The sequence below is a fragment of the Armatimonadota bacterium genome (genome assembly GCA_017303935.1).
Taxonomy (GTDB): Bacteria; Armatimonadota; Fimbriimonadia; order Fimbriimonadales; family Fimbriimonadaceae; genus JAFLBD01.
This window is the reverse complement of sequence record JAFLBD010000002.1, coordinates 863,080-878,703: the sequence shown is the minus strand read 5'-3', so window position 1 is coordinate 878,703 and position 15,624 is coordinate 863,080. Positions and strand designations below refer to the sequence as shown.

The following is a 15,624-nucleotide window of genomic DNA, read 5'->3' as shown; positions in this document are numbered from 1 at the left end:
TTTAGATTTCCTTGAACAAGCCCTCAACGGCAGGGCGAAGATTTGATAAAAGTTGATCGATACGAGTTCCAGACCGCAAGATGGCGTCAGGATCAACTCGCATCACGCGGCCACCCTTCACGGCGGGCAAAGATTGCAAACGGCTGTCCTTCGATACTTGGGAAACGTCGCCAGCGACCATGATGACATCCGGGTTCCAGCGGATCAATGATTCGGCGTTGATCACCGAGAACTTGTTGCCTGAAGGTCCGACCGGTTCGTAGCCACAGCCGCGAATGATGTCGGCTTGGATCGAGCCTTCACCCGCAGCCATGTATTCGCCGTTACCACCCATCAGAATGATGATCTTGCGCTTCGCCGAGTTCTCGCCGAGGTTCGCAGCGCGAGCCGCCAAAATGCGCTCGACATAATCGTTGATCTTGGTTTCGCTCCCGACCTTGGTGGCTAGTTTGCGAATCGAATCAATGAATGAATCGATGGTGTCGCCAGTCACTTCAAACGTGTCGATCTTCAGCGATTTGATTTTCTCGATATCGTTTGCGTTGTACAGCTTTGGATCGTAGACAATGATGTCTGGCTTGGCCTTGGCGATCTTTTCGTAGTTCGGCTTCACGTCGCCCATGATCGGCACGCCGGCCATTCCAGGGCTATTGCAAGCCGACGTCCGCCCGATCAGCTGAGCGTCAAAAATGTACGACGACATGATTTCGCTTGTGCCAGGGCTGAGGCTAACAGCGGTCTTATATGACTTCGGTCGCGGGGTGCCCCCGACAGGAATTTCTTGCTGGCAACCCACCAAAAATAGCCCTAAAAGCATCACCCACTGGAGCACTCGGAACATAGGTTCTATTGTGGACTATACGCCCGTGTTATTGCCAAAAAGGAACTCGCAAACTTTTTGATGAATCGCTCGGTCGCGTAGGATGCGAAGGTGCCCGACTCCCTCGGGAGCTACAAACTCCGCGTTGGGGTGGTTTTCGACAAATCGGAGAATCTCCTCCGGCCAGATGTCGTTGTCCTCCGGATCGTGGATCACCAGAGCAGGCATCTCAAATCCGGGGGCTAACGCATCGCCGGATAGCCTCGAAAGAGTTCCTTCGCCAAATTCGGCGTCGATCAGCTTCCAGAATTCCCGAGTCTCTTCGTTCGACATCCCAGCTGCGGCGGCGAACTGGTCGCATCGCAGCACGATATCAATCAGAGGAGCGAGATAAACCACTTTGGCCGCTTGGGTGCCGCGCGACATCGCCACATTCACCCCGATCGCCCCAAAGCTGTGGCACACAATCGCGGCAAATAGGCCGTACTTCTGGCTCAGTTCTCCCACGATTTCGGCCATCAACAGCCCCGTGCAAAACTCGCCTTCGCTCCTGCCGTGGCCCGGCCCGTCGAACGCCACTGCTGAGAATCCTTGCTCAACCGTCGCCGAAATCAGGTTCGAAAACTGAGTGCCTCGGCCGCCCCAACCGTGGACAAACAGGATCGGATCACCAGTGCCCCACTCGTTCACCACGATCTCTTGCCCGTGACACTGAATCTTGAATTCTCGGGCGTCCGCCAACAGCTCTTGCTCGCGTTTGAGGGGCTGGGTTCTCACCGGAAGGCAAAACAGGCGAAACGCTTCTTCGGTGGATTCCGGTTTGGGCACATCGCGCAGGCCGACGATCAGGGATTCTGGAATCCGCACTGGCTCAGAATACCGTCCGTGCGGGTATAATCGTTGGGTCCGATTCGGGGGTATAGCTCAGCTGGTAGAGCGGCGGTCTCCAAAACCGTAGGTCGTGGGTTCGATCCCTGCTGCCCCCGCCATTCTCACTTTCTTCGGACCACCTTCTCGTTCTTACCTTCCATTGCTTTGTTGCTAATCGGCACGCTTCTTGTTGTGTGTCTGGCGGTTTCGTCATATACTGATGGGGATGGGCTTTGCGTTGAGGACGAGGTTACTGGTGGTTGCGTGTGCGGTTGCACTCTGTTCCCAGTCGCTTGCGCTGACTTGGTCAATGCGTGAGGTGGCATTGCCTGGCGAGAGCGCTGTGTACATTTCTGGCATCAACAACGCGGGTCAGATGTCAGCTAAGGGCCAAACGTCGCAGGGTGTCTACCGAGTCAACACCAATGGTCAAGTGGAATTCGCTCCTCAGTCGGTTCACCAACATCAGTACTTCAACACAGGAGGAATAAACGAAGCCGGAGATGTGGTCGTTTATGGCAATCCACTACCCGGATCTGGCCGAACCAAAATGAGCTATTGGACTCCTGGAGTGGGAATGTCGGATCTACTTGTTGAAGACAACGGGCAGAACTACGAATTCCAATCCTATGCGATGAATAGTTCCCATATGGCGGTCGGGCGAGCAGAATATGGCGGACCGGACAATTCCAACGGCACAATCGGCAAGGCGATGTACTACTCACCGAGTAGTAGCGCACTACTTGATCCCGGATACTGGGACGGTTACAACTTGGCCAGAGACATCGATGAAGCTGGGACCATAGTCGGCTGTGTAAATTTCAATCCGATTCGGTGGAATCCTGATGGTAGCTACACCACCATTGCCGTTGCGGGGCATTTCGGAGTTGCTAGTAGCATCAACTCCAGCGGCATGATCAGTGGCGTAATCAGCAACTCCACACGAAGATTCCTGGCAATCTGGAACGCTTCTGGTCAATTAGTTCAGAAAATCGATATCGGTAACCGAAGAACCGTTGCGAATCCATTAAGTGAACTTAGTTACATCAATGATAACGGGGAGGTTGTTGTAACTGGGGTAACGAATGGAATTTCATATGCCTATTTCTGGTCAGAATCAATGGGACTACAAAATATTTCGTCGACCCTACAAAACAGTGCTGGCGTGAGTGCACTTTTGGTCAAAGGATTTAATAACCGTAGAGAGATCATTGCTTCCGGCTACGTTGGGAGTGTCTACAAATTTAACCTCCTCCTCACCCCAGTGCCGGAGCCATCGGAACTAATCGTTCTCGGAGTTGGGCTGGTGGGCATCGCACTCCGGCGACGCAAGAAGCACCAAAGGCGCTAATTCGCTAGCCAAAGTGGGCGGCTTGGGAGTAGGTTCCTAAGCCGCTCGGAGTTTGTCCCAACTGTCTGGCATGAGGTTGTGCTTGCCCCAGGCGAGCTCCATCAAGAACTGCTGCGCCGCGTCCTGATCCCCTTGCTCACACAGCTCGGAGAGTTGTTCCAACTCGCCGAGGAGCCAAGGCAAATCCACGGGCGACGTGTGCGCCATGTTGATCTTTGGATGCTGAGTGGGCACCAATTCCTCTTTGCCGTAGGTCAGCTCTTCGTGCAGCTTTTCGCCTGGGCGTGGCCCCACGAATTTGACCTCGATATCCTCGTGCGGCGCCAGGCCGTGAAGCCGAATGAGGTCGTAGGCGAGGTCGATGATCTTGACCGGATCGCCCATATCTAGAATGAACACTTCCCCACGATCGCCTTGCGCTCCCGCTTGCAAAATCAGCTGAACCGCTTCTGGGATCGTCATGAAGTAGCGCGTCATGTCTGGGTGGGTGATGCGCACTGGCCCTCCCCGCGCGATTTGATTCTTGAGAAGCGGAATCAGCGACCCACGAGAACCTAAGACGTTGCCAAACCGAACCACAGCGAATTTGGTATCGCTGGTGTTGGCATAGGCGCCGACGATCATTTCTGCCACGCGCTTGGTGGCTCCCATTACGCTAGTCGGATTCACCGCTTTGTCGGTCGAGATCAGAACGAAGCGATTGACGCCGTGTTTGATGGATGTGGTGACCGCGCACTTGGTTCCGAAGACGTTGTTTCGAATCGCTTCGATCGGGTTCGATTGCATGAGCGGGACGTGCTTGTGGGCCGCGGCGTGGAAGACGACGGTCGGGCGGAATTTTTGGAACGCGTATTCCATCGAATCCTGGTTTCGCACATCAGCGACGACGCAGCTTGGTGCGAGCGCTGAAGTCTGGACGAGTTCTTGTTCGATTTCGTAAAGGCTGTTTTCGCCCTTGCCGAGGATGGTCAGTCGCGCTGGACTGAGCCGTGCGACCTGGCGAGAGAGTTCCGAACCGATAGATCCTCCACCTCCGGTGACGAGCACCGATTCGCCGGTGGTGATGCTGGCCACGACGTTTGGATCGACTTCGGCAGGTTCTCGGCGAAGGAGGTCTTCGACGTCGATTTCGCGCAAGTTCTTGGCGGTATTCCAATGTCCGTTGAGCAATCCGGCGACGCTTGGCAGGGTTCGGACTCGGACGTTGGTTTTGATACAGATATCGCTGATCCGGCGCATGGTGTCGCCTTGCGCGCTTGGGATGCAGATGAGAATCTCGTCGATGTTCAGGTTATCGGTGAGCATCGGGATTTCGGCGACGTTCCCTAGCACGCGAACCCCTTGGATGATCAGGTTCCTCTTGGCAGGGTCGTCGTCGACGAACCCCATGACAATTCGATTTCGTTCGTTTGCTCTTCCGAGTTCGCGCAAGACGAATTCACCGGCATCTCCGGCACCAACGATGAGCGTTCGGACCTTGCGTTCACCGGTGCGCTTGGAATTGAGCGGAGAGATGCGCCAATTCCACATTCGCATCGCAACGCGAGTGGCGGTGAGTCCGGCGAAAACGTTGAATCCAAACAGAAGTAAGAATCCGAGATTGTTGATCGATTCTGGGAAGGAGTAGCGGACGGCGGCGAAGGCGGTGAGGATGCTGGAGGCGATCGCGAGATTGAGCTGGTCGTACAGTCCGAGGTATCGGGCTTGGATTCGGTGGATTCCTCTCCAGGTCAGCACGACGAGCGCGGCAAGATTAACGCTTGGCGCCATGCTGAAGAATTCCGATTCGACGATTGGATTCCAGACTTGATCGGCGGCGATCCAAAGGGAGGCCGCCAAGGCGATATTGACCCATGCCAAATCTGGGACCAATTGCGCAGCGGCGCGAACGAATCGAGTGAAAGTGGTTTTCAATGCCAATCCTTTTTAAGCTAACGTTTCTGGCGAAATCCCAGAAAATTTACGGGCTTATGGATATGATTGGCAGAGAGGCGGCTGACCTAAAGGGCCAGCGCACTCTATCGTTGAAGTTTTTCGGCGAGCGCCTGGAGCTCAGACTGTGAGCGCGAACCCACGATCATGAGACCGGTTCCGTTGGAGACCCAGCTCACACAGTTTTGACCGTGAACTTGGCGGAAGCATTGGCCTCGGTCCGAGCCTTCGATTCGAGATACTCCGGGAATCACGTAGAGCGAGAAATTGCCAAAGTTATCGGCGAGATCGTAGCGCACGATCTGCAGGCCGTTGTAGGTTCCGCCCGCGACGTTCTTGACTTGCCAGCTTCGGTTTAGCCAGTCGTTGTACCTTTTGGCGGTGGCATCGCGGCTTCCGCCGTTGAGCACAGAGGCGTACTGACTGATCTGCGACGGGTCCATGGTTCGCGCGCCGGACTGCCTGGAAATGACGCCAGCAGCACCGATGAGGAGCACGAGCGAACCACACATCGCCCAGCCGTAGCGGGCGACGAAGTTGCCTGCTCGGTCGGATCTTTCGAGTGCATTCAGCCGAGCACGGCAGGCCTGCCAGCACGCTTCATCGTGTTGGTTCTGGCAGCCGCGCTTTAGGGTGGTTTTGAGGAGAAGAACAGAATGGTATTCGGCAGAAAGCTGTGGATTGGATTGCATGGCAGATTGAAGCCTGGTGGCTTCTTCTGCGGAAAGCTGCTCGTCGGCTAGCGCGTGTATATCCAAAAACTCACTCATTCTGTTTCGTCCTGTCGTATGTAACCACGTTCTTTGGCGTAGAGTTCCAATTCTCTTCGCAAAATTGCCCGTCCTCTTGCTAGTCTTGATCGAACCGTTCCGATTGGAACCTTCGTCGCCTCGGCGATCTCCTCATAAGTCATGCCTTCCACATCGGAGAGCAGGACTGTTGTTCGGAAATCGGCGGGCAGTTTGCCAAGCGCTTGTTCTACTTCGCTTTCGACGAGGTTGTCAAATAGGGCTCGGTCTGGTATCTCGCCTTCTGGAGCGACTGGTTCGAGGACGTGCTCTTCTTCCAGGGAATCGCTCGGGCTCTCCCGCTTCTTTTGGCGATACCTATTTATATAGAGGTTCGTGAGGATGCGAAGCATCCACGCTTTGAAATTCCGCCCGTCGAACTTGTCGAACGCCTCGTAGGCTCGAACGACCGCTTCTTGGGTGAGGTCGTGCGCATCTTCGCGGTCTCGGGTGAGGCGCAGGGCCGTTCCAAACAGTGCCGGAAACACCTGTTCAACCATCTTTTCGAATCGGTCTTTACTGGAGTTCCCTTTTCGGAACAGCATAGTTTGCAGAGTCTACCTTCCCTGTAATTTTTGCCATATGTGCAGAGTTTGCTAACAGTTTGAGTTTTTCCGCGTCCAAACTAGTAGTACATCACCTGTTGATTGTGCCTGTTGCACCATGTTTTTAGATCAGCTTACAAAGGAGGTTGCCCAGCACTTTGGAATCGGTGCTAATGCCGGACCAGCAATCAATGCATTGCTTACCCACATTGCGACCGACTATTCCGGCGGATATCGCGGGCTGATTGAAGACCTCCAGGCTCGCGGCTATGACGAAATGGTTCGGAGTTGGATCGGTTATGGCCCCAATCAAGCGATCTCTGAGGAGACGATTTTCGACCTTTTTGGTGCCAGCTGGCTGGAATCTGCGGGGGATCAATGCGGGATTCATCGGGACACATTCGCTGAGATTTGCGCTTTTACCTTGCCTCAAATCATCGATCAACTTTCGATCAATGCGGACATCCCCGCGAGCATTCCTGCTTGGGCGACGGGCTATTTTACGAGCACGCACACTCACACGGCCAAGCCTGTGGATTCCACGAAGAAGCCGGTCGTCCGGCCAAGAAGTGAGCCGGTGCGTCACCGGGAACCACTACCAACCCACGCTGCAGTCGAGATCGATTCTAACGAAATGCCCGTGACTTCGCCGGATACTCGGATCGCGGCCAGACCGGTGAAGAGCGGCTCTGATTTTTGGCTCATTGCGCGAACGCCGCTCGTACTCGCAACGATCGTCGGGCTGGTTGGATACTTTTCGGTGAGCCGGCCAAATCGTGCGCCGGTTGCTTCGCCATCGGCGGTTGCTTCCACGAACGGATCAACGCAGGAACCGAGAGAAACCGCGGTCGCATCTGCTACTGCAACTTCTGCCTTGGAACCGTCTGCGCTGACTTTGATGAACAAGCGCGGTGAAATCTCCTTCACCGGAATCGTCAAAGAAACGAATGATAAGGAACGCTTACAAAAAATCCTGACTGACTCAGGTGCAAAGCGGGGCGATCTGGAAGTAGATATGGGCGTCGGGGATCAGAAATGGTCGAAGTACCTTCGAGCCATCATCGCGGATTACCTTAAACCCGGGCTAGAACTGCAATTTGTTGGCAACACGTTGATGATCGTCGGAGAGATGCCTCAATCGGAATTTGAATCCCTTCAAAATCTTGTGGCAGAAGACATGACGGTCGTGGTTTACGACCCTGAGGAAGTAGCTCGAACTAATAATTCTCGCGCATACGAAGCCTTGGACCGACTGGTGAGGAAGAAAGAGACTACTCCGGCCCAATTGATTGCTGGGTTGAACTTGCAGACGATCAACTTCAAGGTTGGCAGCGCAGAAATTCCCGATTTCAATCGCAAAATCCTCTCGCTTGCGGCGGAATTGATGGACTACGTCAAGCCAAGATCCACTCTGGTTGTGATCGGGCACAGCGATTCAACCGGAAATCCGGAGTCCAATAAGGCTTTGAGTTTGAAGCGAGCGCAAGCAGTGGTCGACTTCTTGAAACGACTTGGTGTTGAAGACTCTGAGGTCAGAGCCGAGGGCATGGGCGCCGACAAACCGATCGCGTCTAATGAGACCGAGTTCGGACGATTCCAAAATCGCCGGATTGAGTTTGACGTTGAATCATTCTCCCCAGCGAAGTCAGAATAGCTCGGCGATCATGCACCGCGCGGATCCACCGCCGACATTTTCGATCTGCTCCAGGTCGGCAGAAACTATTTTTCCGTGATTTTCTAGCTGTTTTTTCTGTTGATCCGTGAACGCATCTATCGCTCGGGACGACATGACCAGTATCGGACCGTTTAATTGCAAAATATTCCCGCAAAAATGATTCATCTGCTCGATAGATATCTCAATGATCTGTTTTTCAACGAGTCGGTCAACTAAGATTGAAGCATCCGGCATGCTCTCGGTGCAAACCACGGCATAACTTCTACCCACCGAAAGCATCACGTTCGTGTGATAGATCGGAACTCCCTCTTGGTCGACGGCATCAAAAGCGACCAAGTCATAATTCGGAGAAAATTGCGAACAAATTTCCGCCGCCAATCTTTCATCTGACCTCGGCGAGCGGCACAGAAACGCCGTGTGATTCCACCGGTCCAGCACCAAACTCCCGGTGCCTTCTAAGAACACACCTCGCTCGGCGCGCTCCGTCCAATCTGTGACATTGGCATATCCTAAATCACTCACCAGCAGTCGATCGACTTCTTGTCGGCGCAATGCCGTCGCCATAGGAAAGAGTACGGCACGTCCTTCCTCAAAAGTCGCCAACCAGTTGTTCGGAAACACCGAATCCGGTGAGTTGGAGCGCGGGGAAACGACTTCCACGCGAATACCGTTTGCCCGCAATTCCGCGACGAGACCATCGAACTCGGCGACCACACGATCCGTTCGCCCAGTCGTCTGGAACGCGTTAGTTTCTCCAGCTTCGGCATGAAATCCGAAGTGGTCTGGGCGGACCATCAGCACACGGCTAGCCAGCAACTAGTCCTTCCAATCGCAGACAAAGATGTTGGTTTCGCCCTTCACCTTGCCGTTGCGATTCGAGGCAAAAATCAGCTTCTTGCCGTCTCTTGAGAACATCGGGAAGCCATCAAACTCCGGTGTCTTGGTGATTTGTCGCAAGTTCTTTCCGTTCGCATCGATCGCGAAGATGTCGAACTCCCTTCCCTTCGGGTCACCGTAGTTCGAACTGAAAACAATCGTCTTTCCGTTCGGGTGCATGAACGGGGCAAACGAAGCCGATTTTAGATTGGTCAGCTGCTTCTTGCCCGATCCGTCTGCGTTCATGATCCAGATTTCGAGCTTGCCAGGGCGGACCATATTCTGCTTAAAGAGCTCCTGATAATCGTGCAATTCTTCTTTGCTCTCGATCAGATCGCGGCGAAAAACGATCTTCTTACTATCCCAGCTTACAAATGGTCCACCGTCATAGCCGACTTCGTCGGTCAGTCGGCGAACGTTGCCACCATCCAGATCGGCGCGGTAAATATCGAGGTCGCCATCGAACCCGCCAGTGAACGTCATGTACTGGCCGTTGGGCGCAATTGTGGTCTCGGCGATGTAGCCAAATCGGCGCAGAACTCTCTCAACCGGACGTGGCCCGTCGCCAGTCCAAACTGCCGGCGAGCGGTACAACGTGAACCAAGGATTCACAACCCAAACATAGCCCTTGCTCATGTCTGGGTGCTCTTGTGCACCACGATTGAACTCGTGAGTCGAGCTGAAATAGATCCATTTTCCATCGGGAGAGAAGTAGCTACAGGAGCATCGCCCGAGCCCAGTGCTCACGAGCGTCTTCTCGGAACCGTCGGGGTTCATGGTGAAAATCTGTTCGTCCGGGAAGTTCGGCTGGCGCGATTGATAGACGATCTTGGTGCCATCCACATTCCAGTACGCCTCGGCATTTTGCCCGCCAAAAGTCAGCTGCCGTACATTGACCAGGTTCGGTTCGGCAGGGTTGTTCGGGAGGTCTTCGTGTGTCGGATCTGGCACAATCCCTAGCGCTGGCAACAGTTCTACTTGGGGGAGAAACGCGTGGCAACTGCACGTTGCTGGCTGGATATGCGCGAGCGAAGCGAGAGCGAGAGCAGTGATCATCTACCTTCTATTTTGTCCCGCATCGCGGGGCCCAATCTGTCCCAAAGTCAGATTTGGGGCAACTTCGTCAGGATGGGCAAGCGTCTTTTGAGTGCAATCTTGTGCACATAATAGGATTCATGAGACGGGTGTTCGCGTTAGTTTTGCTTCCTGTGCTTTTCAGTTGTGGGGAGCCCGCCGCCCGCACGAGCCTAACTCCGTTGATCGGCAAAGAGGTCCAAGTCAACCTAAAGCCCACCGTCATCACTACCGCGACTACCTCGGAAGTGCGAAAAGACGAAATCAGCGGGAAGATCGTTCAGGCTGATTCGCAATGGGTGATCTTGGACACTGGAAACAAAATGGTCGCGGCCAGATGCAGCAACATTGTGACCATCGTTGAGAAGTAGCCCAAAGTAGGAATCTCGAGTTTGCAGGGGAGTTCGTAACTGCTCTACTCGGTTTGCATTTTCGTCCCAGACTGCAGGAATTTACTTTCTAAGACCTGGACCCGTTTAAGCTAATCGCATCCAGTTTGTAAAATCCTCGGCAAAGCCACAGCAAGAAAATCCCAACAAATCCAATTAACATCGAATACGGATGCCAGGCATGGATACTTGTCTCAAGTTGATGGATCGAAGTTTTGCCTGATTTGACTTCAGTGATTGCGTAGAAACCCTCAGTCGGCAGTTGGAGCAGATCATATTTACCTTGCCGCGTAATCGTCGCCTCTGCCCATGGAAGAACCATCGGGCCGCCTATGATATTCGATAGTGATTGCGAACGCATTCCTGTAAGCCTTTGAAGTTCTTGTTCGGACCGTGCTAAGTAAAAGTCCTCATTTTGCGGTCCTCGGCAACGCGTGATAGCGGTGTATTCACTCGCATTACACTTCCAGGCACTGAAGGGTTGACCGATAAGGAGATGCCCGTACCGATAGAGACCGGGAAGAGGTGCGATCTGCAATCCGATTGAGACCAAGACCGCGGCAATCCCAGATGTTCCAAGCACTCTAACTTCGCGACTCAGGCGACTCCAACGCTCCACTTTGTTGATGTCAACACGCAGATTGAATCAGCGGTTCCGATTTTCGACGCTATGAATTCGCGGTTGATCTCGTACGAATGAGAGTGAAATCTCTTCTCTCCATCGGTCTTCTGGCCGCAGTAAGCGCAACGTCCTTCGCGAATTCTGACAAGGAGTGGACGCTGAACTTCGACGCGCAATCGGTCTGGATGTCCAAAAACCAGATTTCGGTGCCGAACGGAGCGACGCGGTTCAGTTTTCGAGACCTTACTGGAACCGGATCAAAAAGAGCTTTTCGGGGAGAATTGATCTATCGTCCGGGTGGAAAGGCGACGGAGTGGAGGCTGCTCGTCGCGCCGCTCAGATATTCCGGCAACGGGACCTTGGCGGCTCCGGTGAGTTTTCAGGGCCAAGTTTTCGCTTCGAGCACAACGACGCAGGGAACCTACAAGTTCAACTCGTACCGACTCACATGGCGGCGGGAATTTTCGCCAGGCTGGAGCCTCGGCGCGACCCTAAAGTTACGCGATGCCAGAATTGCACTGAAGCAAGGCGCGACCTCGGCGAGTGAATCGAATGTAGGGCTAGTACCGCTTTTGCATTTATCCGGGCGACGCGAGCTCGGCGGAGGATTTACCGCGAACCTCGACATCGATGCGGCATGGGCCAAACAGGGCCGGGCCGTTGATCTAGGACTCGCCCTGGGATATAAGGTTAATCCGGACGTGGAAATCCGACTCGCCGAGAGGGTTTTGGAAGGCGGCGCCGACGTTCCTAAGGTGTACAACTTCTCACAATTCAACTATCTGAGCTTCGGGACATCAGTGCGGTTTTGATGATAATATCGCTAGATAGCGATCTCATCAATGGCCTTAAGCCTTCGTTGGATTGATGGGTGGGTTTCTGAATCGATCGAATGCACTCCAGGCATCGTTGACGCGGCAGTAGATTTTTTCAGTGCGGACTTAGCAGCATCTTTGGTTCTAAGTGCTGCTAGTGCCAATTGATCGCATTGAAACTCTTGCTTCTTATTAAGGCGAGACCTCAACGGAAGCGAAAGCAACATGAGAAGGCAGGTTACCAGCATTGCAACTGCGACACCCCTGGAGTTTTTTGTGGAAAACAAAAAGATTGCTATAGGTAACGTAAGCACGACAGGTACAAAGCTGATAAGAATCCGATTACGAGGATGACTCAGCTGTATATGCGCCACTTCATGCGCAAGAATAAAGTCAAGTTCTTCATCGGAGAGCAATTCCACGAGGTTTGCGCTGATTGTGACTAAACCGCCAGTTCCGGCAAATGCTCCCACTCCGATGTCTGCCGAAGTGCCAATTCGGAATTTCGCCGATGAGTTCATGAGCTTGTTCACTTCACTTCCTCTTGACTGAAGCCTCGCCTCAAGTTCAATAACTTTTGAACTCGCATCGACTACTTTCGCTCGCTTTTGATCGAGTCGCGAATGTATTAGTCTTGGCAGCATAATCAGAACAAATATTCCGATCATAGACCCGTACTCTCGAAATAACACATCTTTCGGAAGCCATGAGCGCATGGTGTAAAAGGGAATTGCCGCAACGATGCAACCGACACTGGCCCAAAGTTTGAGCTTCTTATGCTGTTTTTCGCCCTCAGGATCAATGGACTCTATTACCTTTGGCGCATCGATGACGACTTCATCTTCCGCAGGACCAAATAGCTTCTTCTCCCACTTTGACAACAAAAAGAGTGGGAAAATACCAATGGGTAAACCGAGCAGTACCACAGGAATAGCGACAGCACTGAATCGCTCCGCGAACCACACCTGTGCGATAGGGTCGAAAGTGCGATTGAACAGAACGAACATCGACCAAATCGCATGGAAAACAATCGATCCAAAAACCCCATACATCAGTGCTTTGCGATAGGCCTCTCTCTTTTCTCGAATATTGGACCCAAATCGGACGCTTACGAACCATGAGAGGGGCGCTAGAATCCAGTTAACAACAGGCATGAATCCGAGCCAGATCATCGCGAAGATTCCATCGTTTGGTCCGGCGGTGATTCTTGCCGTAACCTCCGTTGGCGCGGTGTCTGCCTGCTCAAATTTCCAGTATCTTATTCCGCTGGTTGACGTGTAATTAGGATCCGGCAGGCCATCAATTTTTGAAGTCTGCCGAACTCGCAAGGTCAAAGAAACTGATTTCTCCAATGGGGTCAGATATTGGAAGAGCGCTCTCAAGTTAACGCGAATATCTGTCGAAGTTGCCCAAAGCTTGTTGGTTTGGAATGAATACGTTGCCGCCGCACAGTCGTTTTCTTGGGAGAACAATACATCGCCTTTCAGCCCGATTCGTTGTCGCCACTGATCAATTGCTTCGGCATATTTTCTTGCGTTACCACTCACTGGGCCTACGACCAGCACCTGCATGCGGTCACCGCCCAGTTCAATTGCTACAACCGCCATTCCCTCGGGCATTTCGGTGTTTGGCGTCCCAAACTCGTCCTGCAAGGTGTCCAGCCACTTATGCTGCGAGCCTCTAACTAGCCAATCAAAACTCTCGACCACCTTGGCAAAGGCAAATGTAGTCAGCGCAAATGCCAGCAAGACACAAACAAGACGCTTTGCGATCAAACGCATGCTTTGATTATTCACGTTTTGAATCCCTCTTGGGCAGTTGAATCAGAAGAACTTGCAAAGTTTCTCTGCTGGATTGCTCTGAACGAAAGTTTTGAAAGGCGGTGCCGACGTCCCAAAGGTGTACAACTTCTCACAATTCAACTATCTGAGCTTCGGGACTTCGGTTCGGTTTTAGCCAAAGTAACGCATCTAAAAGTAGTGAAAACTGGTTAGAGTCATCGTCGGATCATCGTCTGAATCTGGGTTCGTTCCAGATTCCGTGGCCTGGGTGCTCCTCTAAGAAGTCAACAAACTCTTGCATGCTCATGACATTCGGATTCAAATTCTGGGCGCTATAGAAAGTTGCTTTTGCAAGCCGAAACATGTGGAGTTCTTCACCAAGTGCATGATCAAGCGCAAGCACTCCTGCCGCATTAAGAAATGCACTACTTTGAGTCGGAATTGGAAGATATACATCAATTGCGTAGGTTACGACTGGCATATGCCTCCACTTCGATTTTCCCGTGATCAATACTTTGCAATCCCAAGGATCGAATTCGACCGCGTTAAAAGTTAATCCTGAGCCGCGCGGTAACCTCTGCCTAAATAGTACAAAATCCCAATCTGCAACATTTGGAGCGGATTCATACCACTGGTAGGCCTCTGTTAACGCCTGAAATTGTCCGTCAGGAGTAATTACTAGAGTCGACTTTCGCACACCGTCTCCAGTCAACATTTCGACCAACACATTTTGAGCATGCGTTCCAAATTGCCTGACGATTGTTTCGTAATCTTGGGTCCGGTGCAATTCCGAACTATTCTCTCTGAACCACTTCCAGAATGGATGATCAGGAGAAGGCTTTTTGCGAAATAACCGCATAGTTATGAACCGCTTAGTATTATCGCCAATTCAGAAATCAACTGCGCGGTGGGTGGGGCGCTGACGATGTTGTCAAACTCGATCTCGCCGAGCCTTGTCATCACCATCTCTTCGCCGAGCGTGTGATCCAACCCCAGAAACCCAATCTCGCCGAGGATATCCTTGGGGCAATCCACCGGTACAGGCACGAACAAGCGAATGTTGAGGAGGTTTTGGTCGCGCCCGGTGACGACGAACTTGGTGTGCGCCAGGTCAATCTCTTGGTTACCCATTCGGATGCACGGCGGATCCATCGGCTGGCGAAAAGCGACGATTTTCCAGCCCGGGATGGACGGCGCCGCGCGGACCATTTCAAGAACCCTTGGAGCCACGGATTTGATGCCACCCGCACTGATTTCAAGCTGAAAATGAGTCGGAAGCGGGGCCAATCCGGGGCAAAAATCCGCATCGACTTGCGCCAGTTTTTCTCCGATTTGAACCATGTTGCGTTCTAGATCGCCAGTCTTCAACGCTTCGGCATTGGCGGCAAACCAAGTCCAAAATCCTTCTGGCGTCAGCTTCTTTTGAAACAAGTTGGGCAATTTCATACACTGACTTTACACTGATTTGCCATCAATGTTGTGCGATTTTTGGATGTGGATACAAAAATTTGATTTCCGTGCGCGCCCAATGGCATTTGGTGCGCCTTCCGCCCGGCATCGGTCATACTTATCTCATTCCGGCCTCGTAGCTCAGTGGATAGAGCGCCTCCGTCCTAAGGAGTGAGTCGGGAGTTCGAATCTCTCCGGGGCCGCCAGTTCAAATAGGTTCAAATATTTCTTGATTGTTGGGGTGATTTGTTCGCCATTATCCGCAGGTATTCGCGGAGAACCCCAACATTAACCCCAATGCTCTTGGTGTTACCTCGCACTCTTGGGAACTGGTCTTCCCTTTCTGAGCTTGACTTCAATGCCCACAACTACATTGTTCTCCCGGATAGCTTGCTGCCAGGAGGCAACAAAGTCGACCAGGTCAGCCTCGCATGCTCGCAGATACAAGTCCAGCTCGCGAAGGTCGATTCGCCTTTCCCCCAACTCCCATTTACTGAGCATAGATGCAGTAATGGAAAGTGACCTGGCAACTTGCTCTTGAGTCAGGCCGCGTTGCTCCCGCGTCTTGCGGAGCAGGCGAACCATCGTTCGGTATTCGGGGGAATAGATTGATTTAAGCATGCAGAGCGTCGCTGCA

General features: G+C 52.7%; 15 protein-coding genes and 2 tRNA genes. 6 read left to right on the top strand and 11 right to left on the bottom strand.

Annotated features, from left to right (window positions below; genetic code table 11):
- Nucleotide 1: 1 nt before the first annotated feature.
- Together J0L72_08720 and J0L72_08715 are read right to left on the bottom strand one after the other, a co-directional pair.
- A complete protein-coding gene (locus J0L72_08720) occupies nt 2-841 on the bottom strand; it encodes an ABC transporter substrate-binding protein (protein MBN8690859.1) in 840 nt (279 codons plus the stop codon).
- Between the two features lie 15 nt (nt 842-856).
- Entirely contained in the window at nt 857-1,687 is an 831-nt protein-coding gene (locus tag J0L72_08715; GenBank protein MBN8690858.1) for an alpha/beta hydrolase, read from the bottom strand.
- Nucleotides 1,688-1,733: 46 nt separating this feature from the next.
- Here J0L72_08715 and J0L72_08710 point away from each other — a divergent pair.
- A tRNA-Trp gene (locus J0L72_08710) sits at nt 1,734-1,809 on the top strand.
- Between the two features lie 191 nt (nt 1,810-2,000).
- Nucleotides 2,001-3,041, top strand: coding sequence for a PEP-CTERM sorting domain-containing protein (locus tag J0L72_08705; GenBank protein MBN8690857.1), 1,041 nt, complete (start codon nt 2,001-2,003; stop codon nt 3,039-3,041).
- A 36-nt stretch (nt 3,042-3,077) separates the two neighbouring features.
- Here the strand turns inward: J0L72_08705 and J0L72_08700 are convergent, their stop codons facing one another.
- The 3 genes from J0L72_08700 to J0L72_08690 form a co-directional block, all read right to left on the bottom strand.
- On the bottom strand, nt 3,078-4,961 hold the full coding sequence (locus tag J0L72_08700; GenBank protein ID MBN8690856.1) for a polysaccharide biosynthesis protein: 1,884 nt from the start codon (nt 4,959-4,961) through the stop codon (nt 3,078-3,080).
- 98 nt (nt 4,962-5,059) lie between these two features.
- A complete protein-coding gene (locus tag J0L72_08695; protein MBN8690855.1) occupies nt 5,060-5,743 on the bottom strand; it encodes a hypothetical protein in 684 nt (227 codons plus the stop codon).
- Entirely contained in the window at nt 5,740-6,306 is a 567-nt protein-coding gene (locus tag J0L72_08690; protein ID MBN8690854.1) for a sigma-70 family RNA polymerase sigma factor, read from the bottom strand. Before J0L72_08690 ends, J0L72_08695 begins: the two co-directional genes overlap by 4 nt.
- Nucleotides 6,307-6,424: 118 nt before the next feature.
- Between J0L72_08690 and J0L72_08685 the strand changes: the two genes are divergently transcribed.
- Complete coding sequence (locus J0L72_08685) at nt 6,425-7,960, top strand: OmpA family protein (GenBank protein MBN8690853.1); 1,536 nt, start codon at nt 6,425-6,427, stop codon at nt 7,958-7,960.
- Here the strand turns inward: J0L72_08685 and J0L72_08680 are convergent.
- On the bottom strand, nt 7,952-8,797 hold the full coding sequence (locus J0L72_08680) for an amidinotransferase (GenBank protein ID MBN8690852.1): 846 nt from the start codon (nt 8,795-8,797) through the stop codon (nt 7,952-7,954). The genes J0L72_08685 and J0L72_08680 overlap by 9 nt on opposite strands.
- Nucleotides 8,798-9,913, bottom strand: a complete 1,116-nt coding sequence (locus J0L72_08675; GenBank protein MBN8690851.1) for a PD40 domain-containing protein — start codon at nt 9,911-9,913, stop codon at nt 8,798-8,800.
- A 119-nt stretch (nt 9,914-10,032) separates the two neighbouring features.
- Here J0L72_08675 and J0L72_08670 point away from each other — a divergent pair, with 119 nt between their 5' ends.
- Both J0L72_08670 and J0L72_08665 read left to right on the top strand, forming a co-directional pair.
- Nucleotides 10,033-10,302 (top strand): hypothetical protein, encoded by a 270-nt coding sequence (locus J0L72_08670; protein MBN8690850.1) that lies wholly within the window; start codon nt 10,033-10,035, stop codon nt 10,300-10,302.
- Between the two features lie 720 nt (nt 10,303-11,022).
- Nucleotides 11,023-11,754 carry a hypothetical protein gene (locus J0L72_08665; GenBank protein ID MBN8690849.1) on the top strand — a complete coding sequence of 244 codons (732 nt, stop codon included), beginning with the start codon at nt 11,023-11,025 and terminating at the stop codon, nt 11,752-11,754.
- An 11-nt stretch (nt 11,755-11,765) separates the two neighbouring features.
- On the opposite strand, the gene J0L72_08660 is transcribed toward J0L72_08665, so the two are convergent.
- The 3 genes from J0L72_08660 to J0L72_08650 all read right to left on the bottom strand — a co-directional run bounded on the left by J0L72_08660 (nt 11,766) and on the right by J0L72_08650 (nt 14,984).
- Nucleotides 11,766-13,538 (bottom strand): M48 family metalloprotease, encoded by a 1,773-nt coding sequence (locus J0L72_08660; protein ID MBN8690848.1) that lies wholly within the window; start codon nt 13,536-13,538, stop codon nt 11,766-11,768.
- 226 nt (nt 13,539-13,764) lie between these two features.
- Nucleotides 13,765-14,019 carry a hypothetical protein gene (locus J0L72_08655; protein MBN8690847.1) on the bottom strand — a complete coding sequence of 85 codons (255 nt, stop codon included), beginning with the start codon at nt 14,017-14,019 and terminating at the stop codon, nt 13,765-13,767.
- A 380-nt stretch (nt 14,020-14,399) separates the two neighbouring features.
- Nucleotides 14,400-14,984 (bottom strand): hypothetical protein, encoded by a 585-nt coding sequence (locus J0L72_08650; protein MBN8690846.1) that lies wholly within the window; start codon nt 14,982-14,984, stop codon nt 14,400-14,402.
- Between the two features lie 133 nt (nt 14,985-15,117).
- Between J0L72_08650 and J0L72_08645 the strand changes: the two genes are divergently transcribed.
- A tRNA-Arg gene (locus J0L72_08645) sits at nt 15,118-15,193 on the top strand.
- Between the two features lie 103 nt (nt 15,194-15,296).
- On the opposite strand, the gene J0L72_08640 is transcribed toward J0L72_08645, so the two are convergent.
- A complete protein-coding gene (locus J0L72_08640) occupies nt 15,297-15,608 on the bottom strand; it encodes a helix-turn-helix transcriptional regulator (GenBank protein MBN8690845.1) in 312 nt (103 codons plus the stop codon).
- Nucleotides 15,609-15,624: the final 16 nt, after the last annotated feature.

Coding starts and splice junctions, on each gene's coding strand:
- J0L72_08705 (MBN8690857.1), top strand. CDS start 2,001: ATGCGTGAGGTGGCATTGCCTGGCGAGAGCGCTGTGTACATTTCTGGC.
- J0L72_08670 (MBN8690850.1), top strand. CDS start 10,033: ATGAGACGGGTGTTCGCGTTAGTTTTGCTTCCTGTGCTTTTCAGTTGT.
- J0L72_08695 (MBN8690855.1), bottom strand. CDS start 5,743: ATGAGTGAGTTTTTGGATATACACGCGCTAGCCGACGAGCAGCTTTCC.
- J0L72_08660 (MBN8690848.1), bottom strand. CDS start 13,538: ATGCGTTTGATCGCAAAGCGTCTTGTTTGTGTCTTGCTGGCATTTGCG.
- J0L72_08675 (MBN8690851.1), bottom strand. CDS start 9,913: ATGATCACTGCTCTCGCTCTCGCTTCGCTCGCGCATATCCAGCCAGCA.
- J0L72_08690 (MBN8690854.1), bottom strand. CDS start 6,306: ATGCTGTTCCGAAAAGGGAACTCCAGTAAAGACCGATTCGAAAAGATG.
- J0L72_08650 (MBN8690846.1), bottom strand. CDS start 14,984: ATGAAATTGCCCAACTTGTTTCAAAAGAAGCTGACGCCAGAAGGATTT.
- J0L72_08655 (MBN8690847.1), bottom strand. CDS start 14,019: ATGCCAGTCGTAACCTACGCAATTGATGTATATCTTCCAATTCCGACT.
- J0L72_08685 (MBN8690853.1), top strand. CDS start 6,425: ATGTTTTTAGATCAGCTTACAAAGGAGGTTGCCCAGCACTTTGGAATC.
- J0L72_08640 (MBN8690845.1), bottom strand. CDS start 15,608: ATGCTTAAATCAATCTATTCCCCCGAATACCGAACGATGGTTCGCCTG.
- J0L72_08720 (MBN8690859.1), bottom strand. CDS start 841: ATGTTCCGAGTGCTCCAGTGGGTGATGCTTTTAGGGCTATTTTTGGTG.